Source organism: Streptomyces sp. ISL-98, from assembly GCF_018614055.1.
GTDB classification, from domain to species: Bacteria; Actinomycetota; Actinomycetes; order Streptomycetales; family Streptomycetaceae; genus Streptomyces; species Streptomyces spiramyceticus.
The window spans coordinates 25,645-32,743 of sequence record NZ_JAGGPB010000044.1 but is presented as its reverse complement, the minus strand read 5'-3'; the positions used below and the strand labels follow the sequence as shown (position 1 = coordinate 32,743).

Below are 7,099 nucleotides of genomic sequence, written 5' to 3'. Positions count from 1 at the left end.
CAACCTTCGCTGCGAGAGATCAATGATCACACCGAGCGTGGGGAAATGATCAGCGCCGGACTTTCGTCACCCGGCGCACCGCATTTCGTTGGTGCGCCAACTGCCCTACCGAACCGGTTCGTCCAGCAGGTCGCGGACGAGGGCCTGGAGCCCGGCTCCCAGGCTCGCCTTGACCAGCACCAGGTCCCCGGCTCCCAGCAGCCCGGCCAGCAGCTCGGCGGCGGCCGCGCGATCGGCTGCTTGGTGGGTCGCGGCTCCCTTCTCCGCCGCGCCCGCCACTACCCATCCGGCCTCGTCGCCGCCGACGCCCACGACGATGTCCACGCCGAGACCGCCGGCCAGCTCGCCCACCGCGCGGTGATCCGCGGCCGACTCCGGGCCCAGCTCGCGCATCTCCCCGATGACCGCCACTGTCCGGCGGCCGCTGCCCATCGACGCCAGCGCGCGCAGCGCCGCCGCCATGGAGTCCGGGTTCGCGTTGTACGCGTCGTCGATCACCGTGACGCCGTCAGCCCGCTCGTGCAGCTGCATCCGGCTGCCCGTGGTGGCCACCGCGCTGCTCAGCGCGTCCGCGATCTCCGCGGTCGCCATACCCAGCGTGTGCGCGACCGCCGCCGTGGCAAGCGCGTTGGACACATGGTGCTCACCCAGCAGCCGCAGGACCACGGGGGCCTGCCCGGCCGACGTGCGCAGCTCGAAGTGCGCCCAGCCATGGTCGTCGAGCCGGACGTTCTCCGCCCGGATGTCGGCCTGCGCGCAGCAGCCGAAGTACGTCACCGGCGCCTTGCTGCGCGACGCCATGGCGGCCACCAGTGGATCGTCCGCGTTCAGCAGCGCCGCGCCGTCGGACTCCAGGGCCTCGACCAGCTCGCCCTTGGCCTGGGCGGTCGCCTCACGGCCGCCGAACTCACCCGCGTGCGCGGACCCGACGTTCAGCACCAACGACACGTCGAGCGGGACCAGCCCCGTCAGGTAGGACAGGTGGCCGACCCCCCGAGCGCCCATCTCCAACACCAGGTACTCCGTACCTGGCAGCGCGCCCAGTACCGTCAGAGGCACACCGATCTCGTTGTTCTGCGATCCCGCCGTGGCCACCGTCGGACCCAGACGGCCAAGTACCTGGCCTAGGAGATCCTTCGTGCTCGTCTTTCCGCTGGATCCGGTCACACCGATGCGCGTGGTCTCCACCATTCTCCGGGCCGTCCAGGAGGTGAGCGCGCCCAGCGCCTCCAGCACATCCGGGACCACGATCGCGGGAGCCGCCACCGGCCGGGAAGCGAGCACACCCGCTGCCCCTGCGGCTACGGCCTGGCTCGCGAAGTCGTGGCCGTCTACCCGCTCTCCGTCGAACGCGACGAAGAGGCCGCCGGGGGCGGCCAGCCTGGAATCGACGAACGCCGGACCCGTCACCACGGCGTCAGGGTCGGGCACCTGATGCATCCGTCCCTGCACCACCTCAGCGATCTGGGCCAGGCTCATCGGCAGCATGAATGGCGCTCCCTTCACGAGATACAAGGTCACCTGAACCTATCCCGGCCGGGCGCCCTCCGGGCGTGACTCTCTGTCGCGCAGGGCCTGGCCTGCCCGCCGGGCAGTGCGCGCCTCTGGTCAGGAGATGTGCGGGTGGGTGATGATCCACGCTCACCCCCCCAGGGCGCGTACGAAGGGGGACCGCATGGAAGCACGCGGAACGAGAACGGTGGCAACCGTGGTGCGAGCCGGCCCCAGGACGGCCCTGGTCTCCCTGTCAGGCTGGTATCGGGGACAGGTCCTCGTGCCGGTACACACGCAGGTCCTGGTTTCCGTCACTGGCCGCTCGCTCGCGGCTCTGCCCGAGACGCGGCTGTTGGTGACCGCCCATCTTGGTGCAGTCCTCGAGGACGGTCTCGCACTGCGCGACTGGGAGACGCTCTAACGACCTGCTCCCCGCGCCTGGTCCTTACGGAACGGCCGCACCGCTGGTGCCGCCGCTGATGGACTGGCCTCCGGCCCCGTGCCGCCCCGGTGCGGTGCGAGACTGCTGAGCACCGCCATCAGTGGAAGGGTAGGTGCGGATGTTGTCGCCATGAGTGATCCGTCAGTCGACACAGGAGAGCAACTCGCGTCCACCGGCGCTGAGAGTGGCCGTGCCTGTGCTGAGGTCCAAGTGCGCGCGGATCACCTGTCCTGAAGTTCCCCCGCTGAGCTGGACAGCCTGCATCACGGTGACGACCCGCAGATGCGGATTACCCACGAGACGATCTACCGGTCGATCTACACCACCCGCTGGAAGGTGGTCCCCCGCGAGCTGTGCAAGCGCCTTCGAACTGGCCGCCCGATCCGGAAGAGCAAGCGCCACACGGTGAAAGGCCAGTGGCGTTCACAGATCACCGATGCCCGACCGATCGAGGAGCGGCCCCAGGCGGCGGAGGACCGCAGCGAATCCGGGCACCTGGAAGGCGATCTGGTGATCGGCTCGAACAACAGCCAGGTCGCCACACTGGTCGACCGGAAGACGCGCTTCCTCACGGTCGTGAAACTCGCCAGCCGTCACACCACCGTGGTCGTTCCCGCTCTCGCCGAGACCTACGCGCGCATGGACTCCCGACTACGCGGCACGCTGACCTGGGATCGCGGCATGGAACTGGCAGCCCACAAGCGATTCACCGCCGATACCGGTGTCGACGTGTTCTTCGCAGCCCCGCGTAGCCCCTGGCAACGTGGCACCAACGAGAACACCAACAAGCTGCTCCGGCAGTACCTGCCCAAAGGAACAAACCTGTCGACGATCGACTGGCAGACCAAGCAGGTCACCTGCCCCCAGGGGGAACATCAGCGCCAGCTGGTCCGACCAGCGCAAGAGCAGCGGAACCCCCGTCGCGCGCGTGCATTTCACGGCTGCGGACTGCGGGAGTTGCCCCGTGCGGGAGAAGTGCACCAGGGCGGCGAACGGCAAGTGGGGCCGCAGCCTGACTCTGCTGCCCCAGGACCAGCAGGAAGCTCTGGAGGCCCGGCGCCGCGAGCAGCTGACCGACGAGTGGCAGCAGCGCTACAACATCCGGGCCGGGGTGGAGGGGACCATCTCCCAGGCCGTCCGGCGCACCCGCATCCGCCGGACCCGCTACACCGGCCTGCTCAAGACCCATCTCGGCCACATCTTCGCCGCCACCGCTATCAACATCATCAGACTCGACGCCTGGCTGACCGGAACACCGCTCGGCGAGACCCGCGTCTCATACCTCGCCCGACTCGAACTTGCCGCCTAACGACAAGACGACCAGGCCCGGTTCACGGATTTCCCAACGGAGTCCTTTAGCTGGGGGAGGACGTCAAGGAGTGCGGCTTCGTGGAGCTCGGCGGATGTTCGGCCGAGGTCGCTGACCGCCTGGCGGCCGTGCTCGAAGCGGCCCACGAGGGGAAGTAATCCAGCGGGGACAGCATGCTCACTTCGGCGTGGCCGGAGCTGGTCCACGGCCGGAAGGGGGTTCGCGATCTTCTTCGGAGGGCCCCGGTCACCGGGAGGACGAGGCCCGGCGGGCGAGGACTTCCCGCCCGGACTCCAGGGCTCCGGCCACGTCGAGGACGTAGACGCCGTGGCGGTCGTCGACGTCACGGCACAGCGGGTGCCAGGCGGCCGCGTTGCTGTCCATGAGGTTGCTGTCGAGGCCGCCGAGGTCGTCCGACTCCGCGTCGGTCAGGTCGCGTTCGGCGCCCTCGGCCGAGATGGCGGCGGAGGCGTACCGCTCGTCCGGGTCGCTGTCCTCCTCGATCCGGACGGCAGCCACCGCACTGTCGTGGCGGAGCAGGGCGTGCGCGACGAGGGCTGCGGAGCAGCGGGCCAGTTCCAGGTCGGCCGCCGCCCGTTGTTCCGGCAGGAGTTCGGCGATCTGGTACGCGAGGATTTCCTCGCCCAGCACCGCGAGCAGGGCTTCTTCGTCTGTGGCCATGGCGGCGCCTCCGGGGTCGCGGAGCACAGAACATAGCTCGCACCCAATACACATGCGATAGGCAATCACCTGACGATCATGTGGTCGGGGTGGCCGATCGCCCGGCGGGGTCTGCGCGGTCGCGGTACACCGGTCCGCAGCTGGTCACGAGCGCAGAGATCTACGCCGTGCGGCCGTGGCGCGACTGGATGCTGGCCGAAGGCTGGTGAACCGGTTGAGCGTGAGTCATGATCTCTCCACCCCCCACCACCACGATGGAAGGGGGCTTCCATGGCCCAGCACAGCCTGACGGTGGCGACCGTGATCCGCGCCGGCGACACGACCGCGCTCGTATCGCTGCCGGAGTGGTGCGGCGGGGTGATCCTCGTTCACGTCCCGACGCGGATGTTGACCGCGGAGACCTGCCTATCGAGGCGGGACCTGCCCGGCGTGCGGCTCTATGTACGGGCCCGCCTCACTGCGGCAACGGAACGCGACCTGGACCTTCAGCAGTGGAGCCTGGACGTCTCTCAGGCGCGCACGGCAGCCTGAGGGAAGGCGGCCCGGCAACCGCCAACTGAGCAGGGCGATCTTGACGTGGGGCGGTGAATCAGGCCGTGTGACCGGCATGTGATCAGAGGCGCCAGCTGCGGATCTTCTCGGCGCAGGCGAACGCGTCGGCCCCGGCCCGTACGTCCCTGGCGAGGTCGATGAAGCTGCCGTACGGCTCTGTGAGTCCTTCGCCGGAAGCCTGCATGTAGGAGATCGCGATGAGCGCGGCGAAGGTCGGGTTGCGCGCGGGCAGTGGTCGGACGCTCACGATCTCGTGGAAGAGTGCGGCCGCCCGCCACGAGGCGTCAGGCAGGTAGCCGAGCTTGGGGGTGTTGACCTTGTGACGTGCTACCGCGGCGACCAGCCCGGAGAAGTCACTGACCTCCAGGGCCTTGGGCAGGAACTCGGCCTGCTGTTCGAGGAGCCACGCTACGTCGATGTACAGTTCAGGCGGCATCGGTCAGGCGGCCCTCGTGCCGGAACGGTCGGAGGCGTCGGGCTCCTCGTCGGGGAACGCGGCAGCGAACTCCTCGATCAGGCCCGACTACGTGCGCGGGGCGGGCACCGGCTGGGACCTGCACGAGTACCGCCACTCCTCCCTGACTCACCTTGGCGAGCAGGGCGCATCGCTGCTGATGCTGATGGCCAAGTCGCGGCACAAGAAGGCGGAAAACGTCCGCCGCTACTTCAAGCCTTCCCCGGAGGGGATCGCCGAGCTCACCAGCCTGCTCGCGCCGGGCGACATCCGGCGCTGAGTGGATAATCGGGTTCTTCTCACACCACCTTCACGATGTCGAGAAGCTGGGCGGCGTAGTCGGCATCGCCCGAGATCCGCACGTCCCGATCGCGCCAGTCGGCCCGGCGGGTGGCCCATTCCGGGAACTCCACGGCGAGCGCGGTGATCGTGGCTGGCGGCCTGTCGACTCGTCCGGGAGTCACCGCGCCGCCCGGGCCCACGCACCAGGTACCTCCGCCGGGTCCCTCCAGCTCGATTGTGACGGGATGAACGAACCAGGCCGGCTGCGCCGACCGCAGCTGATTTGCCAGCACGGCGAACATCCACTCCAGCACCGTGGCCATCCGGTTCACGTCGGTGCCCGGAACCGGCCGCTCCAGCGCGGGAGCGATGTCGTGGCGAAGGTGGGTGTGATGGTCGAACGTCATCGCACCAGCGATTACCAGCCCGCCCGGGAACGAGCCGAGCTCGGCCATCGGCAGACGCACCCGGTCAAGGGGCAGCCGGGCGGCCACGCCGATCATCCGGCTCCATCGTTCGTACTCGGCGAGTGTCCGTGCAACCGGCTGGCCGCGACGCCGGTCGACGAACAGGTCGTTGGTCCGCTCGAGATCCTTCATGCGCATCAGCGTCACCATGGCGGGAGTGAAGTAGGAGCGGCAGGTGGCACCCAGGTGCGCCACCACGTCCTGCACGCGCCACCCGGCCGCGCCGCTCGCCGCACTCCACTCTTTTTCGTCCAGCTCCCGGCAGAAACGCAGCATCTCCATGCGCTCCGTGCGGAAGGCTTCCGCTCGATTGGCCTTCATCGGTGATCCTTTCGCCCGGCCCCGGGCCCTGCTCCCGCGCGAGGTGGGTGCCCGACGAGTTCTGCGGCCTCAGCCTGCCAGCTTGTTGAACTTGCGGATCTGCTGGTCGAAGACCCGCGCGGGAGCGATGCGGCGCAGCACGCTGAGACGCCTCGCGAACGGACCGGCGGTGTAGCGCGGCTTCGGCTTGGGGGCGGTGGCTGCTGTGACGATCGCCTGGGCGACGGTGGCGGGGGCGTCGCCGCCCTTGACCGCCTGCGCGACCACCTGGTCAGTGAGGCGCCGTTGTTCCGCGTAGACCGGCAGCGGTGTGTCGGGCTGCACGATGTTTCCTTCGAATGCGGTGTTGGTCCCGCCGGGCTCGACGAGAAGGACCCGGACGCCGTGCTCGCGGACCTCATGGTCCAGGGACTCGGAGTACCCCTCGACCGCGTGCTTGGACGCGACGTAGACGGCCATGTAGGGCTGGGGGATGAACCCGTAGATCGACGACATGTTGATGATGCGCCCGCGGCGCTGGGCTCGCATGTGCGGCAGGACGGCCTTCGTCATGCGGATGACGCCGAAGAGGTTGATGTCGAAGACACGCTGGTCCTGCGTCAGGGAGCTTTCCTCGGCGGCGCCTGTTGAGCCGATACCAGCGTTGTTGACCAGGACGTCGATCCGGCCGAACCGTTCGATGACCTGCTGGACCAGCGTGGTGACCGACGCGTCACTGGTCACGTCGAGGTCGAGGAAGGTTACGCCGTCGCGCGGGGTGATCTTCGAGGTGTTCCGGCTGGTTCCGACCACCTCGAAGCCGGCTTCGACGAGTGCGAGGGCGGCCGCTTGCCCAATACCGGAGGACGCACCTGTCACGAGTGCCACCGGACGTTTTGTGATCATCATGAACTCCTGAGAATTTGATCATGTTCATAGTGCTTTGCGGTCATTCAGGGCGCCAGCCGCGAGCGCGGTGTGACTCATGCTCGTCTCCATTGCCCTGGCGATTAACCGTGTCTTCAGTGTAGCCGCTTAGGCATTAACGGCAACATGAGTGTTGCAGATAGCTTGGAATCCGCCACTTGGGCGTATCGTCTGTGGCAGACAGGAGCCAA

Annotated in this window: 8 protein-coding genes and 2 pseudogenes; 5 read left to right on the top strand and 5 right to left on the bottom strand. The window is 68.3% G+C overall.

Annotation, left to right across the window (positions count from 1 at the left end; genetic code table 11):
* Window positions 1-105: 105 nt before the first annotated feature.
* A complete protein-coding gene (murF, locus tag J7I98_RS28470) occupies window positions 106-1,488 on the bottom strand; it encodes a UDP-N-acetylmuramoyl-tripeptide--D-alanyl-D-alanine ligase (protein WP_214927899.1) in 1,383 nt (460 codons plus the stop codon).
* 286 nt (window positions 1,489-1,774) lie between these two features.
* On the opposite strand from murF, the gene J7I98_RS28465 reads away from it, so the two are divergent.
* From J7I98_RS28465 to J7I98_RS41390, 3 genes and pseudogenes are all read left to right on the top strand, one after another.
* Entirely contained in the window at window positions 1,775-1,915 is a 141-nt protein-coding gene (locus J7I98_RS28465; RefSeq protein ID WP_214927898.1) for a hypothetical protein, read from the top strand.
* A gap of 303 nt (window positions 1,916-2,218) precedes the next feature.
* Window positions 2,219-2,761, top strand: a pseudogene (locus J7I98_RS43000) (IS30 family transposase); the annotation flags it as partial.
* Window positions 2,658-3,245, top strand: coding sequence for a transposase (locus J7I98_RS41390; protein WP_308377973.1), 588 nt, complete (start codon window positions 2,658-2,660; stop codon window positions 3,243-3,245). The pseudogene J7I98_RS43000 and the gene J7I98_RS41390, both read left to right, overlap by 104 nt.
* A gap of 246 nt (window positions 3,246-3,491) precedes the next feature.
* Here the strand turns inward: J7I98_RS41390 and J7I98_RS28455 are convergent, their stop codons facing one another.
* On the bottom strand, window positions 3,492-3,926 hold the full coding sequence (locus J7I98_RS28455) for a hypothetical protein (RefSeq protein ID WP_214927896.1): 435 nt from the start codon (window positions 3,924-3,926) through the stop codon (window positions 3,492-3,494).
* Window positions 3,927-4,196: 270 nt separating this feature from the next.
* Between J7I98_RS28455 and J7I98_RS28450 the strand changes: the two genes are divergently transcribed.
* On the top strand, window positions 4,197-4,457 hold the full coding sequence (locus J7I98_RS28450; RefSeq protein ID WP_214927895.1) for a hypothetical protein: 261 nt from the start codon (window positions 4,197-4,199) through the stop codon (window positions 4,455-4,457).
* A gap of 82 nt (window positions 4,458-4,539) precedes the next feature.
* On the opposite strand, the gene J7I98_RS28445 is transcribed toward J7I98_RS28450, so the two are convergent.
* Window positions 4,540-4,914 carry a toxin Doc gene (locus tag J7I98_RS28445; protein WP_214927894.1) on the bottom strand — a complete coding sequence of 125 codons (375 nt, stop codon included), beginning with the start codon at window positions 4,912-4,914 and terminating at the stop codon, window positions 4,540-4,542.
* 91 nt (window positions 4,915-5,005) lie between these two features.
* Here J7I98_RS28445 and J7I98_RS28440 point away from each other — a divergent pair.
* Window positions 5,006-5,212: pseudogene (locus J7I98_RS28440) on the top strand (site-specific integrase); the annotation flags it as partial.
* Window positions 5,213-5,231: 19 nt separating this feature from the next.
* Here the strand turns inward: J7I98_RS28440 and J7I98_RS28435 are convergent.
* Both J7I98_RS28435 and J7I98_RS28430 read right to left on the bottom strand, forming a co-directional pair.
* Complete coding sequence (locus J7I98_RS28435; RefSeq protein ID WP_214927893.1) at window positions 5,232-6,002, bottom strand: maleylpyruvate isomerase N-terminal domain-containing protein; 771 nt, start codon at window positions 6,000-6,002, stop codon at window positions 5,232-5,234.
* Window positions 6,003-6,071: 69 nt separating this feature from the next.
* On the bottom strand, window positions 6,072-6,887 hold the full coding sequence (locus J7I98_RS28430; protein ID WP_214927892.1) for an oxidoreductase: 816 nt from the start codon (window positions 6,885-6,887) through the stop codon (window positions 6,072-6,074).
* Window positions 6,888-7,099 lie beyond the last annotated feature (212 nt).